Annotated in this window: 9 protein-coding genes, 3 pseudogenes and 1 riboswitch; of the genes and pseudogenes, 7 read left to right on the top strand and 5 right to left on the bottom strand. The window is 45.9% G+C overall.

What is annotated here, in order from left to right:
* Positions 1–10: 10 nt before the first annotated feature.
* Positions 11–1815 (top strand): annotated as a pseudogene (locus tag SO_RS14615) (sensor histidine kinase).
* Positions 1812–3191: a sigma-54-dependent transcriptional regulator gene (locus SO_RS14620; RefSeq protein ID WP_011073030.1), complete on the top strand. Its 1380-nt coding sequence runs from the start codon at positions 1812–1814 to the stop codon at positions 3189–3191. Before SO_RS14615 ends, SO_RS14620 begins: the two are co-directional and overlap by 4 nt.
* A gap of 75 nt (positions 3192–3266) precedes the next feature.
* Here SO_RS14620 and SO_RS14625 read toward each other — a convergent pair whose 3' ends face one another.
* Both SO_RS14625 and SO_RS14630 read right to left on the bottom strand, forming a co-directional pair.
* Complete coding sequence (locus SO_RS14625; protein ID WP_011073031.1) at positions 3267–6338, bottom strand: transglycosylase domain-containing protein; 3072 nt, start codon at positions 6336–6338, stop codon at positions 3267–3269.
* 437 nt (positions 6339–6775) lie between these two features.
* Positions 6776–7354 carry a thymidine kinase gene (locus SO_RS14630; protein WP_011073032.1) on the bottom strand — a complete coding sequence of 193 codons (579 nt, stop codon included), beginning with the start codon at positions 7352–7354 and terminating at the stop codon, positions 6776–6778.
* Between the two features lie 536 nt (positions 7355–7890).
* Between SO_RS14630 and SO_RS14635 the strand changes: the two are divergent.
* Together SO_RS14635 and SO_RS14640 are read left to right on the top strand one after the other, a co-directional pair.
* Positions 7891–9819, top strand: a pseudogene (locus SO_RS14635) (multiheme c-type cytochrome).
* 221 nt (positions 9820–10040) lie between these two features.
* Entirely contained in the window at positions 10041–12191 is a 2151-nt protein-coding gene (locus tag SO_RS14640; protein WP_011073033.1) for a M3 family metallopeptidase, read from the top strand.
* A gap of 383 nt (positions 12192–12574) precedes the next feature.
* On the opposite strand, the pseudogene SO_RS14645 reads toward SO_RS14640, so the two are convergent.
* The 3 genes and pseudogenes from SO_RS14645 to SO_RS14655 all read right to left on the bottom strand — a co-directional run bounded on the left by SO_RS14645 (position 12575) and on the right by SO_RS14655 (position 16181).
* Positions 12575–14133, bottom strand: a pseudogene (locus SO_RS14645) (Na+/H+ antiporter NhaC family protein).
* Between the two features lie 79 nt (positions 14134–14212).
* Positions 14213–14409: riboswitch (Lysine riboswitch) on the bottom strand.
* A gap of 95 nt (positions 14410–14504) precedes the next feature.
* A complete protein-coding gene (locus SO_RS14650) occupies positions 14505–15431 on the bottom strand; it encodes an electron transfer flavoprotein subunit alpha/FixB family protein (protein WP_011073034.1) in 927 nt (308 codons plus the stop codon).
* Positions 15432–16181 (bottom strand): electron transfer flavoprotein subunit beta/FixA family protein, encoded by a 750-nt coding sequence (locus tag SO_RS14655; protein WP_011073035.1) that lies wholly within the window; start codon positions 16179–16181, stop codon positions 15432–15434.
* A 310-nt stretch (positions 16182–16491) separates the two neighbouring features.
* Here SO_RS14655 and SO_RS14660 point away from each other — a divergent pair, with 310 nt between their 5' ends.
* From SO_RS14660 to SO_RS14670, 3 genes are all read left to right on the top strand, one after another.
* Positions 16492–16884 (top strand): H-NS histone family protein, encoded by a 393-nt coding sequence (locus SO_RS14660; RefSeq protein ID WP_011073036.1) that lies wholly within the window; start codon positions 16492–16494, stop codon positions 16882–16884.
* 199 nt (positions 16885–17083) lie between these two features.
* Positions 17084–20158, top strand: a complete 3075-nt coding sequence (locus tag SO_RS14665) for an amidohydrolase family protein (RefSeq protein WP_011073037.1) — start codon at positions 17084–17086, stop codon at positions 20156–20158.
* Positions 20158–21444, top strand: coding sequence for an amidohydrolase (locus SO_RS14670; protein WP_011073038.1), 1287 nt, complete (start codon positions 20158–20160; stop codon positions 21442–21444). Before SO_RS14665 ends, SO_RS14670 begins: the two co-directional genes overlap by 1 nt.
* The last annotated feature ends 35 nt before the right edge of the window (positions 21445–21479 follow it).

Raw genomic sequence — 21479 nt, forward strand, 5'->3', positions numbered from 1 at the left:
ATCGCCTGCTATGTTGCCCATGACGCCAAAAGCCAAACAACGTCTGTTTATGACCATAGTGCTACTTGCAGGTTTATTTGCCATCTTAAAATTAACTTACTGGGTGCATTTTTATCAGGGCAAAATCGACATCCAACAACAATCAGAGAAACAACTCAAAGAACTAGTGAGCTTTTTAGATGGTGCCCTGTCGCGGTATGAGAGTATTCCCCATGTGCTCTCTACCAATCCTATGCTTGCCAATGTGCTCAACGACCAACAAAATCCGCAAAAGGTACAAGAGCTCAACCTCTATTTAGAAGAAATTCAGCATGTCACCGAGGCTTCTGATATTTACCTAATTGATGCGCTAGGAATTGCGATTGCAGCCAGCAACTGGCAACAGCCTTTTTCATTTATCGGCAAAGACTACTCTTTTAGACCCTATTACACCGATGCAATTTCAGGCAATTTAGGTCGCTACTATGCGGTGGGCACCAGCTCGGATAAACGCGGCTTTTACTTTTCTTATCCCATTTATCAGCAAGGTGGAAAAGGCATTCTGGGCGCCATTATTGTGAAAGTGGATATCGCCGATATTGAGCAGCAAAGCACCAGTATAGCGATGGCAGGCCAATACCAATTTTTAATCAGCGATCCCGACGATATTGTGTTTATTTCCAGTGTGGATGAATGGCGTTTAACCTCACTGACACCGCTAACCCAAGCCAAACAATATGCCTTAAATGCCTCAAAACGTTACGCTGAGCGCCCCATTGGCGAACTTATAATAAAACCACAATATCAAGACGATAGCACCAGCAGCGGTCATATCTATCACATCCGCGAAGGCAACAGTCAGGCGCAATATATGGATACCCATCATTTGATGACCAAAGCCGGTTGGCGGGTGCATATTCTTGCGCCACTGAAACCGCTTCACGAGTCAATGCCTGCCCTCATGCTGTTATCGGCATCAATCTACTTGCTGCTAGCCTTAGGTTTGCTCTTTAGCAGTGAGCGGCGCCGTAACTTGCAGCGCATGCAATTAGCCCAAAGTTTGCTGGAGCAACGAGTTGAGGAACGAACTTACGATCTGCAGCAAGCCAATGACCGCCTAAAAGATACCCAAGATGAATTGATCCAAGCTGCCAAATTAACCGTCATCGGTAGTTTATCCGCCAGCATCAACCACGAGCTTAACCAGCCCTTGGCGGCCCTTCGCAGCTACGCGCAAAATACCCAAACCTTCCTTGCCCGCAATATGCAAGATAAGGCATTGGATAATTTGAAGATTATTATCGAGCTAACCGACCGCTTAGCCGATATTGTTGGCCAATTTAAAAGCTTTACTCGTAAGAGCCAAGGCACGGATAGCGCGACCGATCTTAAGGGCTGCATCAAACAAGCACTAACCATAGTCCAACCCGAAATCGACAAACAAGGGGTTGAGCTCGATGTGCTTTTGCCCGAAGGACAATATCAGGTCTGGGGCGACAAGGTGCGATTGCAGCAAGTGTTTGTCAATATTATGAGCAACGCCATTGTCGCCATGCAGCAATCGGTAATACGTAAGCTGAGTATTAGGGTAAACTGCCAAGACAAGTTCTGTATCAGGATTCAGGCCCTGGCGTGCGCGAAAGCCAAATGGAGAAAATATTCGAGCCTTATTTCACTACCAGCGAGCGCACTGGCTTAGGCCTAGGTTTATCCATCTCCCAACGCATTATCGAGTCGATGCAGGGTCAGATTAACGTCGCCAATGCAGAAGACGGTGGCGCCATTTTCCAGATTATTTTACCAATTTATTTAGCCGAGGAACGCCAGTCATTATGAGTGTGCCCAATTCAATTCAAGACTATAGCGTACTCATCATCGACGATGAGCCCCATATAGGCACAGTCCTAGTCCAACTTTTTGAACTGGAAGGTATTAAAGCCTTCGCAGCCACAGATCCCAAAGGCATTGCCAAACTACTCGACAGAGACTGGGCTGGGGTGGTGATTTCTGATGTCAATATGCCACAACTTGATGGCATCAGTCTGATGCAGCAGATCCGTGAGCAAGATGCCGATTTACCTGTCGTACTACTTACCGGCTTTGGCGATATCGCCATGGCAGTCAATGCCCTAAAGCAAGGCGCCTACGACTTTCTCGAAAAACCCTTTAACAACGAACATATGTTAGATGTGGTAAAACGCGCCCTAGATAAACGCAGCCTTACCCTCGAGAACCGTAAGTTAAAGAAAGAGTTAGAAAGCCATAATGTGCCGGGGCCGCGGATATTAGGCCACAGTGTTGGTATTCAACGTATGCGCCATATTATCGACCAAGTGATCGACACACCAGCCGATGTGCTAATCGAAGGTGAAACCGGCACAGGTAAAGAATTAGTCGCCCGCTACTTACACGACCACAGCAATCGCAACCAAGCCAACTTCGTCGCCATTAACTGCGGTGCCATTCCTGAAAACTTGATTGAGAGCGAGTTATTTGGTGCCGAAGCGGGCGCGTTTACTGGCGTCGATAAGCTACGTATCGGTAAGTTTGAATATGCCAATGGCGGCACCCTATTTTTAGATGAAATTGAAAGTACGCCGCTGTCGTTACAGGTTAAATTACTGCGAGTATTGGAAGATCGTAAAGTCGAGCGCCTAGGCTCCAATAAAAGTATTCACTTGGATATTCGAGTGATCGCCGCCACTAAGGTAGATTTAAAGTCCCTGTGTGATACCGGACAATTTCGTCAAGATTTACTCTATCGCTTAAATTTGGTCACAGTGCCCATCCCTCCACTTAGGGATCGCCGCGAAGATATTCCCTTATTATTCTTACATTTTGCCCGTATGGCCTCGGCGCGTTATCACAAGGCGTTAATTGCCCTGAATGCCGAGCAGAATGCCATTCTCACCTCCCACGATTGGCCTGGCAATGTGCGCGAACTTAGAAACCTTGCCGAGCGTTATGTGCTACTCGGCGGCGAAGCCGCTTTTGCGGGCACCTTAGGCAATGCGCCCAGTTTGCATACCAGTATGTCCTTGCTACAACGGGTCGAGTTTTTTGAGCGAGTGCTGATTGAAGAGGCGCTAAGCCATAATAAGGGCAGCATTAAGCTGACCATGGAACAACTCGAACTGCCGCGTAAAACCTTGTATGACAAGATGCGTAAATACGATTTAGACCGCAAGCAATATATTAACGCCGACGAATAGCCGTCTTTATCTCAAACAAAAACCCCGCAATCGTGTTCACGGTTGCGGGGTTTTATCTATCCAAGACGTGCTGAGTTATTCTTGCAGTACACACATGCCTTTTGAGGATTTCACATAGGGCGCAAGGATAGGCATCATGCCCTTCATCACTTGCAGTGGCAGTGCCGAGGTAAAACTAAAATCATCCGACTTACTGCCCGGCACAAAAGCGGTTAGCGTGCCAAAGTAGTTATCGCCCAAATAGAACACAAAGGTCGCAGTGCGGTTCATCGCCGTGGTGGCCACTTTTCGGCCCTGCTGCATTTGCGTCACAATGCGGTTATCGCCCGTACCAGTTTTACCACCAATGGCCAGCATGGCACCATTATCATTGGTAAAGATACCCTTTAGACGTCTTGCTGTACCATTTTGAACTACGTTACCAAGGGCCGCCTTTAAGGCCTGTGCCACTTCATGGCGCATCACCCGCTCTCCTTGGGTGTTTTGGTTTTCAAGCCGCACTTCATAGGGGGTATTTTCAGCAAAGTGCAGTTGATTAATCCGCACTGTAGGCAAACGATAACCATCGTTTTGGATAATTCCCATCAACTCTGCAAGAGCGGCAGGCCTGTCGCCCGAGCTACCGAGCGCCGACCCTAAAGAGGGCACCATAGATTCAAAGGGATAACCTAAACGCGCCCAACGTTGATGAATATCGAGGAAGGCCTCAACCTCTAGCATCACTTGTACTCGCACATCCCGCGCGTTTTTATGCCGCGTTCTAAACAGCCAGCGATACACTTCTTGACGCTCATCTTTACTCGCCTCTTTCATATCGTTGAGGTTCGCTTCAGGATGTTGGTTCAAGTAATCGAGCACCCACAGCTCAAGCGGATGCACCCGCGCAATATAACCTTGATCTGGGAGGTTATATTTCTCTGGGCCGTACTTGTTGTAAAGATCTTTGATGCGCTTATCTGTGTAGTTATTTTGCGGTAGACGCTGCTGTAAAAAGGCCTTAAAGGCGGCGATTGACTCATTGGGTTGCAAATAACGATAAGCCGCAGTGAGTTGTTGCTCCGCCTGAGTTTGACCATCAAAAAATAGCTCTAAACGTTCATTGGGCGCCACTTTCTTGTATTTACGGTAAAACTTAGTCACGAAGGTATTGCCCTCGCGGTCGGCGAAGACCCGCAAATACTCTTCGCGGCGTGGATCTTTATCATTGCGTAGCAAACGCGCCATATTGCCTTCGTTTTGCATACTGCTGCTATAGTTGACGATGTCACGCATCAAACGTACAAAAGGTAAGTTAATCGAGTCCTGCAGCGCTTGGTACATGGTTGGTACTTTAAGATCTTCTGTTTTCTTAAAGTTATTAAACACATGCAAACCACCGCCAGTAAAGAACTGCTCATTAGGCGAGGCAGAATATTCCCGCTGCAGCGCGGCGTCGAGCATACGATCAAGGCGTCTATCGGGATTAACAATCAAATAGTCAATCGCCCAGCGCGTCAAATGATCGCGAGGTTCAATCACTATCGACTCCAACTCAATACCGTGCTTTTTGGAATACTTGTCATGGATTTCGGCAATGATCTCAAGGTAAGTCGTGAGCACCCTAAGTTTTGCCGTCGAACCAAGCTCTAACTTACTGCCTTCGTTAATATCAAAAGGTTGGTCAGTACTATCGGTTTGTACCCGCACGCGGTTAGCCGTCTCGGTTTTTTCGTACAGCGTAAAACTGTAGAGCACATTTTGCAGCTGACTTGGCTCGAGTAAACGCTCACCTAAGAGTCCAACTTTTTCAGCCATTGAAGCCTGCCCAAGGCTACGTAAGTAGTTACTCACCTGCTGCTGTAATTCACTGTGTAGGCTGCTGTTTACAGTTAAATCGAGTCGATCTAAATCATATAAGCCGACATTCAACATACCCGCAGTACGAATACGGATGGTATTAACGCCCTTGTCCGAACCCGATTGAGTATTACGTTGGGGTTTGGCAACTTTAAACTGTAATTTTTGCCCTAGGGCGGCATCCCTGAGCTTACGGTCAATCAGATAATATTGGCCGAGTAAACGGATATGGCTATCGACCAGCGTTTCTAAATCATCATGTCCCTGTAATAGGTAATAAGAAGGTCGACGCTGGGCGATCATCAGTGCCACCACTTGACGGAACACTTGACCACGTTTAGCCGCATTGGCTTTTATTTGGGGAGAAGATAGCAACTGATTTGCCGTATCGAAATCCGTGCCAAACCAAGCCCATAGGCCATCACCTATGCCATGCACTTCACCGTGATTGGGTGCTGAGGATAACGGCACCGTATTTAAATAATCTTGAATAATACGTTTGCGTGCAGGTTCGGTGATTTCTCCCTGCTGATACACCCGCACGGTGGCCGAGCCAATTTGCAGTAATTTATCTTTGATACTTAAGGTTAAGCCTTGGGAAGAATGGCGGAACTTTTCAATTTGCGTCGCCAAGGTACTGCCACCCGCAGTAGAGACATTCATCCCAACCATTTCAGCGATTTGGCTCATCCCAGCCACAACAAAACGTGGCCAGTCAATCACCGGATTGAGTTTGGGTTCTGTGGTCCACAACTCACGGTTTTCAATAAACAGCAAAGTATTGACGATTTCATTGGGAATTTTATCGTCATCCTGATAGACACGTTTTGGATACGTGAACTCGTAGAGGTCGGTATTACGACAGTCGAGTAAGGTCAAACCGGATTGGGCTTTCTCATGATATGGCGGAAAGAAGCCCATTTGCGCATATTCCTGCAGCGCTGGCGAAAACGCCACCTGCTGAGTCACTTGGAAATTACGCTGCAGTAACCTATCGATATATTGTGGCAGCTTACTATAGCCGTGGCGCTCATCGAAGGGGCCATAACTTGGATAGATAACCGACTGAGTTGGCTCGTTTTTCAGCTTATAGGTCAGTGTCTTAGCGTATTGATGTATATACTTAGATTGGTAATAAGAAGTTTTAATCTCCTGCCCAATCAAAATCGCTAAACAAAAAACAAGAATAAATAACAAAAACCAAGCGCGCCCTTTAGATCTAGGCTTGCGCTGACGCTTTGCCTTCGGCTCAGGTTGTGGCGGACGAGGACGATAATTTTCGAATTGCATTTCTTGTGTAGAATTAGGCAAAACGGCTCCAAAAAATCACTTAACAAATCCTTTCTACGTGGGGTTCTTCCCAACCTATGCGCAACACATTAGGTATGGCAAAACTTACACTTAAGTTTGTCCATAACGAACGCAGCTATACATTCCTATGCGTTGCTCGAGTGAGATCTCACTTTCCTAGTGAGATCTCACCGTATTTTAATGACTTGGTAGCAAGCCTCAAAGTGGTTAGCACAAAAATACTTAGGCTATATATCCTCAGCTCGGCATAATAAATACGCCTCAAACAACGTTGAGTTCACTTGCATAGGTTCGCTATTGACGCATGAATTCGCCTTGTTACCAGTGCAAAAGTGCAAACTTGAGGCTAACTAATACTATTTTTGCGATGTTGATTGTGTTTATTCATTCCTATAACCCGAGTTGAGATTATATATTCAACGTTAACCAAACTTGTGTTAATCCCAAATAAACTCACGAAAATGCTTACGGCACACCGATTCGTAACTTTCATTACCACCAATCGCGACCTGCTCACCCTCGCGCATCACTTTACCCTCGCCATCAAGACGAACCACCATATTGGCTTTACGTCCACAATGACAAATAGTTTTAAGTTCCACTAATTTATCAGCCCAGGCTAATAAATAATGGCTGCCACTAAAGAGCTCACCTTGAAAGTCAGTACGCAAACCATAGCACAATACTGGAATATCAATTTTATCAACAATATATGTAAGCTGCTTGACTTGTTCTTTACTTAAGAACTGGCATTCGTCCACCAGAACACAACTCAAATGATTCTCTTGGTGGGCAGCGGTAATCATTTCGATTAAGTTGTCATGACTGCTAAAAACCTGGGCATCGCTTTCAATGCCAATGCGCGAAGCAACTTTGCCTTTTCCGTATCTATCATCGATAGAGGCCGTCATCACTAAGGTATTCATACCGCGCTCGCGGTAGTTATAGGAGGATTGTAATAGTGAGGTGGATTTACCTGCATTCATTGCTGAATAGTAAAAATACAATTGCGCCAAAATGAATCCCTTTATCAAACTGATTTGTCATATCTCTGTCACCAGAGTGGTGCTTAGTTTAGCATTGCGCCCAGCATGAGCACACTAGTCCTGCCTCAGCTTTTACGATGAAATCCCACTCTAGATGCCACAAATGATTATTTTAACCACGTTCGCCTCGGTTTCACTCTTAGGTTCACTGTTCGTCTTTCCGTCCCCTCCTCTGAATATGGATAAAGATGTCAACACAAATCAATAATTGTTACAACAAGCTTAATTGAGCCTTAAATATTGTTTTACATAAGAAAAATCACATTAACAAATGTTTAGAAATGAGATCTACTTCCAAAGATATAGGCTTAAATGCGGTTTGGATTAAAAAACAAACACATTAATAACAGTAATATTTCATTCGAGACTAAAAGTACTCAATTAAAAAAATAAAAGTATTCGATGCTTGCAAATGAAATCAGCGGTTCAAAGCACTAATCTCCCCTGCAAACGTTAGTGCTGCAATCCGTGCCTTTAAATGCGTATTGGATTAAATGGAGATTATGATGAGAATATTCACCTCTAAAAAACTGGCTTATATTGTTGCCTTAGTCCTTACAGGCGCCTTGGTAGGTTGTGGGGATGATGGTAAAGATGGTGTGGATGGAGCACCAGGAACGCCCGGTATCCCTGGAACACCGCCCCCTGTCACCAGTTCTACTATGACTAACGTCAAAGTGATCAACTATAGCTTTGGCGAAGGCAGTATCACTTACGAATTTGAAATTACAGATAAAAACAATAACCTAATCAACGGACTGTTAAATGCTCAAGCCAAAGTGGCTGCACTAACAGATAAAGGCTTCATCACTAACACCGCACCGAAGCTGATAAAAATGGTGTCGCAGATAACGTCCATATTGGCGGTGAAGCAACTCAAGCAACTGCAGGTGCAGAGTTAACGGCTTTAGCTGATGGCCACTACCAGTTTAAAGTACCAATGAAAGGGGTAAATCCTGCCACTGAAGGTATCGTTTGGTTACGTGTCGGTGGAAACGATGGCATTGCAACGTCTAAACCTTTAATCGTTAACAAACCAGAAGGCACACATTCAACCACAACCGATAGCTGCTACTCTTGCCATATCGACTACTCCACTAGCCCACTTAAACATCCTAGCTATGTTGCAAGCGGAATGGACAGCGAAGTCGCCTTCGTAGAAGGCTGTTTAGTCTGTCACGGTTCTGTCAGCCGCGCAGTTGTCAATGCCGAAGGTTTCTCTACTGGTAGCTACGCGACTAACACACTATCAAAAATTGGTCACATCAATCACCAGAAATTTACTAAAGATTTCAGTGTGATGAACTGTACCTCTTGCCACGTTGAAGCACCTAACAATATCAACGTATCTGGCCCAGGTTGTATTGACTGCCATAACAGTGGTGGTGTACCAGGCGTTGTGATCCCAAGTAATGGTGCAGATTTACGCATTATGCACGAAAGCAAAGCGGGTATAACAGAACGCCAAGCGATTTGTGCTAAGTATAAATTGAGTCTATCAACACCTGTTAAAGTAGATGATATTTCAACTAAAACTGACCACTATATTGATGGAACGGCTATTTCTAAAGTTGAACCCAGTTGGTGTACCACGCTGACAGTGAAAGACACCGATGGTAACGTCTTTAGCATTAAAGACAACTTCAACTATTCTAGCCCGCTAGTATATGACGCTAAGAAACCCGTAGTTTATGCGGCCGCTTATTTACATTCCTATGAAAATGGCAGCTTAGTGGGTCGTCCAGGTCAGCGCGCTAAATATTATTATGGTTACAACGCTGACGGCACTAAAAATATCTGTCATTTATTAACGGATATGATGGCGCCATGGGCGTATTCTTTACCGCTTACTCTGACGTTGTTGATCCTGTGACCACAGCCAAAGTCTCTGCCTTTGAACGTCGCACCGTCGTCAGTGATAACAGCTGTACCACATGCCACAATGATGCCACAGCATTCCACAAAAATGGTGCCTTCAATGAAGGTGGTAAGGCTTGTATCGCTTGCCATGACAACGGCATGGAACGTACTTCAGCAACATTAGGTGCTGGTTTTGGTCCAATGGTTCACAGCTGGCACTGGGGTGAAGGTGCTAAAGTGGGTGAAGTGAAAGCCGATGAACCGTTAACGGAGCAAGCGCAATTGAAGCGGCAACAAGCTGTGTTGCTTGTCACGAAACAGCGATTGAACTTGAGAAAATACCTAACCAGTACATTCTTGAACCCGGTAGTAAAATGACCAGCCCTGTAACAGCAAACTGTTACGCCTGCCACACTGGTGATGCTGCTAAGGCTCACATGGAAAGCAATGGTGGTGAAATCAGTGTGCTTAGCGTGCCTGATTGGTTTAAACAGCCGACTGCCGAATCTTGCGCAGTATGTCACGATACAGGAAGAAGCACAGGTATTGATAAATACCATAAGTTTACTCGCTAATTAGTCATTTAATCATCGCATGACTGACTAGGCAGTAAAAAGCGGAAGCCTATTTTCTCTGCAATAAAATAGTTCAAAGCGCCCCAAAACCCTTGGGGCGCTTTTTGTTTACTTTTTCTTACAATTCACACTATAGGTTTTCAGTCCTATTTAAGTTAATAACACTAGAGTCACGAATAACTACAATTCTAAAACTACAATTCTAAGGAAATCACTCGACTATGCGTAAAAGTTTTATTGCAATCGCCATTGGCGCCACACTGATGACCGGAGCAATGACAGGCTGCAGTTCTCAAGATACCAAAGCCACAAATGTCACCGCAGTGCAAACACAAAACCCCTTGTTCCAAGCCAGCACGCTGCAATATCAAGCACCTGATTTCAATGCCATTAAAGATGAGCATTTTCAGCCTGCACTTGAACAAGGCATTAAAGAGCAATACCAAGAAATATTGACCATTGCGAATAATCCAGCTGCGCCTACCTTCGATAACACTATTGTCGCCATGGAAAAAAGTGGAGCCCTACTCAATCGCGCATCAAGTGTGTTCTACAATCTAGCAGGTTCAAACAGCAATCCAACCCTGCGCAAAATCCAGGGTGAAATGGCCCCCAAAATGGCAGCCCACTCGGACAATATCAACCTCAACCCAGCGCTGTTTGCCCGTATTGAAACGATTTATAACAATCGCAATAACTTAGGCTTAACCCCTGAAGCAGTGCGTTTGGTCGAGATGTACCATCAACGCTTCATCATGGCAGGCGCAAAACTGACCGATGAGCAAAAAGTAAAGATCCGTGCCTTAAACGAAGAGCAATCTACACTTACCAATGAATTCTCCCAACGCTTACTGCGCTTAACCAAAGACATCGCCATTGTTGTCGATAACAAAGAGCAACTCGCTGGCCTCTCTGACAGTGAAATCACCTCAGCAGCAAACGATGCCAAAGCCGCAGGCCACGATGGTAAATACTTAATCAACATCACTAACACCACTCGCCAACCAGTTCTGGCCTCATTAGAGAACCGTGAATTGCGCCAACGCATTTGGGAAGCCTCGGCAAACCGTGGGTTAAAGGGTGAAAACGAAACCGCATCCTTAGTGTCTCGCTTAGCCCAATTACGTGCCGAACGTGCAGCACTGCTTGGTTATGAAAACTGGGCCAGCTATCGCCTTGCACCGCAAATGGCTAAAACCCCTGAAGCGGTTTACAGCATGTTCGGCTCAATGGTGCCAGCCGTTGTTGCCAATACTGAGAAAGAAGCCGCCGATATTCAAGCGATGATCAACAAGACCGGTGGCAAGTTTGAACTCGCACCATGGGACTGGGAATTCTACGCCGAGAAAGTTCGCCAAGAAAAATACGCCCTCGATGCCAATAGCATCCGCCCCTACTTCGAATTTAACCGCGTACTTGAAGATGGTGTGTTTTATACCCTTAAAGAGCTGTATGGCGTTACCTTAAAGCCACGCCCAGATTTGCCTGTATACCACCCAGATGTGAAAGCCTACGAAATGTTTGATGCCGATGGCTCAAGCATGGCGATTTTCTATGCTGACTACTTTGCCCGTGAAGGCAAACGCGGTGGCGCATGGATGAGTTCGTTTGTGGGTCAATCCTTCCTCGAAGGCACAAAGCCTGTCGTGGTTAACGTGATGAACATTAAAAAAGCGCCAGAAGGTCAACCGACCTTCGTTAGCTACAATGAAGTCACCACTATGTTCCACGAAATGGGTCACGGCACTCACGGTATGTTTTCCAAAGTGACTTATCCAAGTCTTTCAGGGACTTCAGTATCCCGTGACTTTGTGGAATTCCCATCGACTTTCGAAGAAGATTGGGCAGCTCACCCTAAAGTGTTAGCAAATTACGCTAAACACTACGAAACGGGCAAACCTATCCCTGATGAGTTACTGCAAAAACTTTTAAAATCAGGTAGTTTCAACCAAGGCTTCGATACGTTAGAGTATATGGCTGCCGCCCTCGTTGATATGGAATGGCACTCATTAAGCCCTGATGCGCCACTGCAAGATGTAGCAACATTTGAAGCCAATGCGCTGAAAAAACACGGCTTAAATATCACCGCTGTACCACCACGTTATAAGTCGACTTACTTTGCCCACGCTTTCCCCGGTGGCTACTCAGCAAGTTACTACGCATATATGTGGAGTGAGATTTTAGCGGCCGATGCCTTTGCCTATGTGCAAACTCAAGGTGGCTTAAACCGTGACATCGGCATGAAATACCGCAAGACCATTCGCGAAGTGGGCAACAGTATTGCGCCAATGGAAGCTTACAAAAACTTCCGCGGACAAGAACCCACCACCGAGGGTTTACTCAACCGCCGCGGACTCAATCAGACCAAATAATCTGGGATGATTGATAGATAAAAAATCAGCCAGCATAGTTGCTGGCTGATTTGTTTAAACTTCTCAATAAAATGATGCCTAAGAGAGGTTTAATACCAATCGTATTAAATATCTGTTCATTCAGCGGGAGTTAAACGGGCTTTAGACAAGGCGAAGGCTTGAAGGCATAGTGGTGCTCTGTCGAAAGCCTTAAACGCAGTATAAAGCACGTTCAACCCCGCCCTTCGGGAGCCTCACTGGCATCTCACTCCCGTGTTACATTGACTTAAAAGGGAATAACCATTTCTTCGTCAATGCGCCTTGGATTGAGATGCCTGTGAGGCTCTGAACTGATTAGATATTTAATGTGATTGGTATAACAAAGATGTTAAATCACACACCGATTAAACAACGCTTTTTGACTTTATCCGTAAGCCTATAATCGTCAACACAAACAATACGCTACAAGTGACAAGTCCCGCATTGACCGATTCCGTCACGCCAAGTGCCACATAGCCCACCAAGCTAATAAGCGCGACAATCACAGCATAGGGAAGCTGAGTCACTACATGATCAATATGATGACAACTCGCTCCGGTTGACGACAAAATCGTGGTATCAGAAATCGGTGAGCAATGGTCACCAAATACCGCTCCAGCCAATACCGACGCCAACATAGGCAGCATCATGGCAGTATGACTCCCCATCGCCATATCCGCCGCAATCGGCAGCATAATCCCGAATGTCCCCCAACTGGTTCCCGTGGAGAATGCTGTTATGCCCGCTAACACAAACATCAACCCCGGTAAAAAGGCAAAGGGAATATTACCCGTCGCGAGGCTCGCCATAAACTTACTGGTTTCTAGCTGACCAATCACACCTGCAATAGTCCAAGCAAACAATAGGATATAAATAGCAGGTAGCATAGAGCGAGCGCCCTGCACCACTCCTTTGACCACCATGGACTTTTCAACGCCTTGTACTAGATTAAGCACCAGCGCAACCGCTAAACCAATTAAAGCCCCAAAGAACAGGGATGAACTGACATCGGTTTTCTCAAAGGCTGAAATAACATTAAATTCAATACCTTCTTTCGCTAACACTTGAGCACCACTGTCGATCATAAAATACAGAGTGGCAAATCTGTTATAGGTAAAAATAATCCGAGGATTTTACCTGTATCAGCTTCGGGTAAATCGGCATTTGCGCCTGGCGGTAAACCTTTAGTTTCATCGTATAAATTACCGCGCATAGCATTTAATTCATGTTCGCGTATCGGGCCAATATCTAACCCCATAAAGGAGACACAAAGCAGTAATAATAAAGAGAAAATAGCGTAAAAATTCATAGGGATCATTTGAATAAAGACAGTTAAATGCCCTGAATCCGCAACGCCGTGGGCCGTTAATATGCCGCCAATCAGCGCAATAATATGAGCGCCCCAACTTGATACTGGCGAAAGAACACAAACCGGCGCAGCGGTAGAATCTAATAAATAAGCTAACTTAGCACGGGAAATATGGTAGCGGTCGGTCACGGGCCTGGCGACGAAACCAACGAATAAGCTATTGAAATGATAGTCAATAAATACAACACAACCCTAAAACATGGTCAGTAGTTTGGCGTCGCGTTTATTACGAATGTGCAAGCGCGCCCAATCGGCAAACGCCCGCGCACTTCCACTCACGGTAATAAGAGCAGTGATCATCCCCAATACAATTAAGAAACCGAGAATGTATAAATTCCAAGAATTTACCCCAGCTTCCGACCCAAAAAGTCTTTTTACGTTGTTAAATAAAAACTCAGCGCTAGCCAGTGCCAAAAATTGATAGAGTAATAACACCCCAATCACAATACCTAAATCGAGGGAAAAGAGAACTCGGCGAGTAACAATCGCCAATACAATTGCCACCACAGGCGGCAACAAAGAAAGTGCCGAATCGGCATAACTAATTACAGTCATTGATCATTTCTTCGTCAAAGAACGAATGGAGGGCGACTGAACTGGTTGGAAAAGGCAATTGCTACCCAAGATCACCTGTCCTATCAGTAGCACTCCATAGTAACGATTCCGAATATCCATATCAGGAAATACTACGGCAGTATTGTACCTATTCAGCACAACCCCAGCAGTTGATCGTGATAAATCAAACCACTTCGGTACCAAATCCTTTCGTGATCGATCAATGGAATCACCCTACTGATCACTACTGATATTTGGTGCGTCTCTACTTCTAAGAACGCCCATGCATGGGCGTGAGGCACATAAAAACATAAGCGGCTAAGCAGTTACCACCGCAAAGCCGCTTACTCTGATTTAGATCACGAATAAAATCAACTTAGGCATGCAATCAACTCAGGAACAGCTTCAAACAAGTCGGCTTCGAGACCATAATCGGCCACTTGGAAGATAGGCGCTTCAGGATCTTTGTTGATAGCCACAATTACCTTAGCGTCTTTCATCCCTGCTAGATGTTGGATAGCGCCCGAAATACCGACAGCAATATAGAGATTAGGTGCGACAATCTTACCTGTTTGACCGACTTGCAGATCGTTAGGCACAAAACCTGCGTCAACCGCAGCCCGTGATGCACCAACTGCGGCACCAAGCTTGTCGGCTAATTGCTCTAACATGCCGAAGTTTTCACCGCTACCCATGCCGCGACCACCGGACACGATAATGCCCGCATTGCCTAACTCTGGACGCGCTGATACCGTTAAAGATTGAGAAACAAACTGAGTTTTGGCTGCAAACACTTTATCCAAGGTGGTCACGGCGGCACTGTTGCCCTGCGCTGCCGCATCGAAGGCACTGGCACGCACTGTCATCACTTTAACAGCGTCGTGGCTTTGTACTGTCGCTAAAGCGTTACCCGCATAAATCGGACGCACAAAGGTATCACTGCTCACCACAGCAATCACTTCAGAAATTTGAGCAACATCTAACAAGGCGGCTGCTCGTGGCAAAGTATCTTTGCCCGCACTTGATGCCGCTGCGAGGATATGGCTATAGCTTGGCGCTAAATCCACCAGCAATTTAGCCACGTTTTCCGCTAAATGCGCTTCATAAACGCTGTTATCGGCGACTAAGACTTGGGCGACGCCCTGTAATGCTTGCGCCGCTTGAACCACTGCGCCACATTGATGGCCGACGACCAATACATGGATATCATCACCAATTGCGCGCGCTGCGGTGACAACCTTAGCGGTATCCAGTTTAAGAGCCGCATTATCGTGTTCAGCTAATACTAAAATGGCCATTTAGATCACCTTCGCTTCATTCTTTAACTTTTCAACCAGCTCTGCTACCGACGCAACCATGATACCGGCCTTACGTTCAGCAGGTGGCGTCACCTTGACTACAGTTTGATGGGCTTTTAGCGTCACACCTAAATCCGCTACCGTCAGCACATCTAATGGCTTACGTTTGGCTTTCATGATGTTCGGTAATGAAGCATAACGTGGCTCGTTTAAACGTAAATCGGCTGTCACTACCGCAGGTAATGGCAGACTCAGGGTTTGCATACCACCGTCGATTTCACGGGCCACTTGGATTGAATTACCTTCAACTTTGATTGCTGAAGCAAAAGTTGCCTGTGGCATATCGGTTAATGCCGCAAACATTTGGCCCGTTTGGTTGTTATCACCATCAATGGATTGCTTACCAAACAGTACTAATTGCGCTTGTTCTTTTTCTTGTACGGCTTTAAGTAATTTAGCAATGGATACTGGCGCTAACTCTTCTTCAGTATCAATATGGATAGCACGGTCAGCACCTAGGGCTAACGCGGTACGTAATTGTTCTTGAACGGCTTTATTGCCGATACTAACGACCACTACTTCTGTAGCACTGCCCGCTTCTTTTAAACGAACCGCTTCTTCTACTGCAATTTCACAAAAAGGGTTCAACGCCATTTTGAGGTTTGCGGTATCAACGCTGGTGTTGTCAGCTTTTACCCTGACCTTCACATTGGCATCAACTACGCGCTTAACAGGCACCAATACTTTCATAGGGTTTCCTTCCTACACTTTCATGTACATGGACAAAACATTGGTCATCACCAATGCAGGATAGCGCCACTTTACGTCCTGTTAACGTTAACGTCAATCAAAGTCAAACGCCTGTTTGCATTTTTTAAGACTGTGGTATTGGCCACATTTTTGAACAGTTATTTGCCACATATAAAAAGTTCAAAACTTAAATAATATTTAATTTCTGTTTATTGCATAATTTTATTTGATTCGAGCAATATTAGTTTCTATCATTTAGCTGTTGTTCACCATTATCCTGTATTAAAAATAGAGTGGGACGAAAATAGATATGAGCGAATTTTTAGAAATATTAACTCACGGTCGTCGTTTTAAAGCTGCTGTAAAAGATCTCAGCGTTGAAGAACTGCGTGATTTAGCGGCTAAGCTAGATAAAATCTTAGTTGAGCGTGAGTCAATGGAAGCAGAAGAGCTGCAAGCTATTGCAGCTCGTAATGCCAAGATTGAAGAAATCCGTCAACAAATGGAAGCTGTTGGTTTATCAATCGACGACTTAGGCGGTGTTGCGGTTAAAGCTTCGAGCAAAAAACGCGCTCCTCGTCCAGCGAAATACCAAATTGAAGTTGACGGCGAAGTGATCCAGTGGACTGGTCAAGGTCGTATGCCAACGGTATTTAAGAACGAAGTCAATAAAGGCCGTTCTATGGATGATTTCTTAATCTAATCCAGAACTGTGTTGGTAACAGCTGTTTGCTATTAACACTAAGTAACTAAAAAAAGCTCGCGCAATGCGGGCTTTTTTATTGTCTACGAAACCCGCCGTTGGCATTCAAGCAAATGCTTAAATTGCGTTACAATTCAGCTTTAGTATTTACATCTGCTTTAGGTTACTCTTTATTCCCCTCCATCTTAGTGAATAAAAAATGCTGATAAACAACAAGATAATAATAAGCTGCGGCATAATAAGTAGTTTGGTATCCCATCCCATTTTTGCCGAGGCCAATCCCATTGCCCCCGTCAATAAGTTAACCGCATTTACTAATGCAGAATTAATTATTGCACCAGGAAAACGACTATCAAATGCCACATTGTTAGTTGAAAACAATCGTATCAAAGCCATTATTGAAGAAGATGATATCCCAGCTGCGGCATTAAAGATCAATCTCAGTGGTTATACTATCTATCCTGGTTTTATCGATCCCTTTACCGATTATGGTATCGAGTTTGAATATCCCAAACTTGGGCTGAAGCGTCCGGTATATGATATTAAGCGTATTGGGGGTAATGCTGAAAATGGTGCAATTCACGCTGAAAAAGAATGGTTTAATTATGTTTACCCCAATAAAGAACGGGCAAAGGATTGGATCAATAACGGCTTTACCAGTGTGCAAAGCAGTAAGCTTGATGGTATTTTCCGCGGCACAGGTGTCAGCCTTTCATTAGCGGATAAAACGGCTAACGAGGTGATTTACCGCGCACGTAGTCAACCATTTATGGCGTTTGATAAAGGCACTTCGGAGCAAGACTATCCCGAATCCTTAATGGGCAGTATCGCGCTTATCAGGCAAACCTTTGCCGATGCTAACTGGTATAACCAAAATAAGAGCAAGCCTGTTAATAGCTCAACATCACCCCAGATTGAATTTAATATCGCCTTCGAACGTTTAGATAACCTAGCCGAGAAACAAATCGTATTTGAAACAAAAAATCTCAACGATTTGCTGCGTGCCGCTAACCTACTAAAAGAACATAAGCAGCCGGCCAACTTACTCGCAAGTGGCCAAGAATATGCGCGTCTAAACGAATTAAAGGCCCTGAATTACTCTTTAATTCTTCCTCTTAATTACCCACAGGCACCAGATGTTGGTACAGATGATGCTGACCGCGAAGTCTCACTTGCAGAACTAAGACATTGGGAGCGCGCGCCAACAAACCCCGCAGCGGTCGCTAATGCGGGCATTCCGTTTGCTTTCACGCAATTTGGTATTAAGACCGATGCCTTTTGGCCTCGCCTTCGTCAAGCCATTACGCAAGGGCTCAGTGAAGATAAGGCCCTTGCAGCCCTCACCACCCAAGCCGCCGAAATGGCGGGAACAGCCGACTTTACTGGTAAGCTCGCCCCAGGCTATATGGCGGACTTTGTGATAACGAAGGGCAATATCTTTAAAGACGGGCAGATTTACAGTGTCTGGCTGCTGGGACAAGAACAACGTCTTCGCTCGCTGTCACAGGCCAAGATGTTGGGTGACTATCAGCTGACGCTGAATAATTTAACCTTAGATTTGAGCCTTGAAGAAACGGGTAAAGCGGGCAAAACCATATTTGAGGGCAACCTCAGTAGTGGTGAGAAGACTATTCCACTCACTCACCTCACCCTCGAAGACGATGGCCGAGTCAGCTTTAATGCCGATTTAAGCGAGGCAGGTATTCAAGGCATCAGCCGTTTTATTCTATGGCTGGCCAAAGATGGCATTCAAGGTCGCATGGTCGATGCTCAAAGTCGTAGCAATAATGTTTCCGGCGTTACGATTGCTCCAGCCCCAACAGCCACACAACCCAGCACTCAAAAAGCCGATGCAAAACAAGCCTTAGTGAGCCTACTCACCTACCCCAATGTGGCCTACGGCTTGAGTGACGCGCCTAACGTCGAGAAACTCCACATTAAAAATGCCACCCTGTGGACTTCGGATAAACAAGGCATCCTAGAGAATGCAGATCTGTTAATGGCCAATGGCCGGATCGAAAAAATCGGCCAACAACTTACGACCCCTTCGGGTTACCAAGTCCTCGATGCAACGGGCAAGCATGTAACCGCGGGTATTGTCGATGAGCATTCTCATATTGCTATCAACGGCGGCACCAATGAAGGCACGGATGCCGTTACTGCTGAAGTGCGTATAGGCGATGTGATCAATCCTGAAGATGTCTCCATCTACCGAGCGCTTGCTGGCGGCGTGACCAGTGCTCAACTGCTTCACGGCAGCGCTAATCCTATTGGCGGTCAATCACAATTGATCAAAATGAAATGGGGAGAAAGCGCCGAGCAGCTAAAGTTTGCCAATGCGCCAGCGAGCATCAAATTTGCCTTAGGTGAAAACGTCAAACAGAGTAACTGGGGCGAGAAATTTGTGCAGCGCTTCCCGCAGACGCGCATGGGCGTAAAAGCCTTATTTGAAGAAACCTTCGATGCAGCACTCGCCTATGAAAATGCGCTGAAGGATTATGATGATTTACGCAGCAGTGAGAAGAAGAAAACCCTCGCGCCACGCCCAAGCTATCGCCTACAGGCGGTGGCCGAAGTATTAAAACAGCAACGCGATGTGCATATTCACTCTTATGTGCAGTCGGAAATCTTAATGTTCCTGCGCTTAGCTGAGGCTTACCGCTTTAAGGTGCAAACCTTTACCCACGTACTCGAAGGTTACAAGGTTGCCAGTGAACTCGCCGCCCATGGCGCAGGCGCATCGACCTTTGCCGATTGGTGGGCCTATAAGTTCGAAGTCTATGATGCGATCCCGCAAAACGCGTGCCTGATGCAAAAACAAGGCGTGCTCACCAGTATCAACTCCGACGACTATGAAATGCAGCGCAGACTTAACCAAGAAGCGGCTAAGTCGATGATGTATTGCGGAATGTCAAAAGAAGATGCCTGGAATATGGTGACCATCTACCCAGCAAAACAACTCAGGGTCGATGAATATGTAGGCTCGCTCACCCCAGGCAAGATGGCCGACATCGTACTGTGGAATGCTGAGCCGCTGTCGATTTACGCCAAGGTGACGCACGCTTGGGTCGAAGGCAAACGCTATTTCGACCGCGAACAGGATCAACTCGCCCAGCAGCAAGTGGTCACAGAGCGCGCAGCCCTTATCCAAAAAATTCTCAGTAGTGATGATAACGCTAAAGCAGGCGAAAAAGTGACCCCACTTAACGAGCCACAATGGCATTGCGATACCCATTATCAAGCTTGGGGCCAACATCATCAGGGAGCGAAATAATGAAGCACTTACCCACCACCTTGCTACTGTCTACGCTGGCCATCACTTTATCAGCGCAGGCGCATAACTTGGTCCCGGCCCCCAAACAAACCCAGAGTGTACTGATTAAAAACGCCACTGTGCATACGGTCATCCAAGGGGTATTAACCAATACCGATGTGTTGATTGAAAACGGTAAAATCAGTGCGCTGGGGCCACAGTTAAGCACTAATACGACTGCATCAACTCAAGTTGTTGATGCCAGCGGTAAACACTTATATCCCGGCCTTATTGCACTGGATACCAGTCTTGGTTTAGTGGAAATCGAGATGGTGCGTCCAACCGTCGATAACGCTGAAGTGGGTGATGTTAATCCGCAAATAAGTGCGGCGAGTGCCTATAACCCAGACTCAGAGCTACTGCCGACCATTCGCTACAATGGCATCACCCATGCACAAATCGTCCCCAGTGGCGATGGGCTAGCGGGGCAATCCGTGGTAGTTGACCTTGATGCGTGGACAATTGAAGACGCCCTTCAACCCAATGAAGGGCAATTCCATGTCTACTGGCCGCAAATAAAGCGTATGCCCGAGGATGAAAAGGAAAAAGCCAAAGCCATTGAGAAAAATCAGCAAGCTATCGATAAACTCATCACCGCCTTTGAGGATGGCTACCGCTATTTCTTAAGCCAAAATGCACAGGATACGGATAACTGGCCTAATCTGCGTTGGCAGGCCATGCTGCCACTGTATCAAGGTAAAGCCACACTTTTTGCCCATGCGGACAGCGTCAGCCAAATCGAGCAAGTGATTGCCCTGACAAAAAAATATCAATTTAAATTGGTGATTGTCGGTGGTTATGATGCATGGCGATTGGCTTCAAGTTTAAGGGAAGTGAACGCCAGTGTGATTTATCCGCACACCTTAAGCCTGCCTAAACGTAAAGATGAACCCGTGGATTTGCCGTTTAAAATCCCTTCGTTGCTAGCAAATGCTGGCATTCCCTATGCCCTTGGTTTTTCATCGGATTGGAACAGCCGTAACCTCCCCTACGCCGCTGGTTACAGTGCCGCTTATGGCGTTACGCCCGAGCAAGCGTTGAAATCAGTCACCCTAGATGCGGCAAAGCTGTTAGGGATTGCCGATTTAGGCGCCATTGCCGTAGGTTATCAGGGCAGCGTTGTCCTCAGTGACGGAGATATTCTCGATCCCATGAGCAGCAAAATTGATGCGATTTGGATAGAGGGGCGGCAAATAGATCTGAATAATCGCCACCAGCAGCTTTATCAAAAGTATCTTAAGCGATAGAATTTGCTGAGATAAATCGCACAGCACTGCGCAGT

This window comes from Shewanella oneidensis MR-1 (assembly GCF_000146165.2).
Taxonomy (GTDB): domain Bacteria; phylum Pseudomonadota; class Gammaproteobacteria; order Enterobacterales; family Shewanellaceae; genus Shewanella; species Shewanella oneidensis.